Here is a 1,732-nt window from a genome sequence, read left to right on the forward strand (position 1 = left end):
AGTTTTTATTGAATCAAATTCAGGAAATCGAAATGGGCAGACCCAAGACACAGACCGATCGCCGCCTCACCCTGGTCGCAGCGGCGGAATCGATGATCGCCAAGCGCGGCCTCGCGGGCGTCACCTTGCGCGACGTGGCCAACGAGGCCGGCATGAGCTCGAGCGCCCTGCTCTATTATTATCCCGGCCTCAAGGAGCTTCTGGACGACGTGCAGAAGAAGGCCGTGGAACGCTTCTGCACCCAGCGCGCGTCATCGGTCGCCGCGATCGCCGATCCGCGGGCGCGGTTGAGGACGATGCTGGAAAGCGGCCTGCCGACCGATCCGGACGACCAGCTCTGCCGGCTTCTGCTGGAGCTCGGCGCCTATTCGCGCTCGGACGCCAGCTATGCCGCCCGCCATATCACGCTCTTCGAGCGCCAGGTGGCGATCTATGTCGGCATACTCGAGGCGGGCGCGGCCACCGGCATCTTCGAGCTGAGCGCGGCCAGCGAGGTCATCGCCCGCAGCCTCGTCGTGCTCGAGGACGGCCTTGGCCTGCACCTCGTCAACGTCGTGCCGGCCATCGACCATGCCTCGGCGATGGCGATCCTCACCAGCTATGCGGAACTTGCGACCGGCTGCAGCCTTGGCTGAGCCGGCTCTCATCAATGGAGCATCCCCTCAGCATGGACCAACGACTAGCCCCGACCACCACGCCGGCCGGCAAGACGCGGGCCCGCGGCCTCGGCATCCCCCTGCCCGGCACGCCAGGCCCGGCAAATGCCATCACAGACGTCGACGGCGTGCTCGTCGGCTATTCGACGCTCATCAAAGGCGACGGCGGGCTCTCCATGGGCCATGGGCCGGTGCGCACGGGCGTCACCGCGATCCTGCCGCTCGGCCGTGACGGCGTCGGGGTGGCATTGGCAGCCGGCTACCATTCCTTCAACGGCAATGGCGAGATGACCGGCGCCTCTTGGCTGGAGGAGGCCGGCAGCCTCTCGATGCCGATCCTGATCACCAACACGCACGCGGTCGGCCCCTGTCATCGCGGCGTCATCGACTGGGTGGCGCGCAACAAGCCGCAACTGGCGAGCCAATGGCTGCTGCCGGTGGTGGCCGAAACCTGGGACGGCTATCTGAACGACATCAACGGCTCGCATGTCACTGTCGACCACGCGATCGAGGCGATCGACAACGCTGCCGGCGGCGGCATCGAGGAAGGATCGGTCGGCGGCGGCACCGGTATGAATTGCTACGCGTTCAAAGGCGGTTCAGGCAGCGCTTCGCGGATCGTCGACTATGGCCACCGCGCCTACACGGTCGGCGTCTTCCTGCAGGCCAATTTCGGTTCGCGCCAGGAGATCAGCATCGCCGGCGTGCCGCTCGGGCACGAGCTTGCCGCCGACAATCCGATGGAGGCGTATTTCAGCGGCGGGCCGACCGGCGCCGGCTCCTGCATCGGCATCGTTGCAACAGACGCGCCGCTGTTGCCCGGACAGTGCAAGGCGCTGGCGCGCCGCGTGCCGCTCGGGCTGGCGCGCACCGGCACCGCCGGCTCGCATTTCTCCGGCGATATCTTTCTCGCCTTCTCGACAGCCAATGGTGACGCGCTCAACGGCCGCTTTCCCAAGGGCGCTCCCAGCAATGAGAGCTACAGCCATATGGATTTCATTCCATGGGGCCGCATGGACGATTTCTACACCGCCGTGGTGCAGGCGACCGAGGAGGCCGTGCTCAACACGCTGGTC

At 66.4% G+C, this 1,732-nt stretch carries 2 protein-coding genes; both read left to right on the top strand.

The genetic code is table 11. From position 1 onward, the window contains the following. Positions 1-32: 32 nt before the first annotated feature. Positions 33-635 (top strand): TetR/AcrR family transcriptional regulator, encoded by a 603-nt coding sequence (locus EOD07_RS33420; RefSeq protein ID WP_127238259.1) that lies wholly within the window; start codon positions 33-35, stop codon positions 633-635. Positions 636-667: 32 nt separating this feature from the next. Further along, positions 668-1,732: P1 family peptidase (locus EOD07_RS33425; protein WP_164772791.1), on the top strand; the 1,065-nt coding region annotated here is incomplete at its 3' end.

Source organism: Mesorhizobium sp. M2C.T.Ca.TU.002.02.1.1 (genome assembly GCF_003997225.1).

Coding starts and splice junctions, on each gene's coding strand:
- EOD07_RS33420 (WP_127238259.1), top strand. CDS start 33: ATGGGCAGACCCAAGACACAGACCGATCGCCGCCTCACCCTGGTCGCA.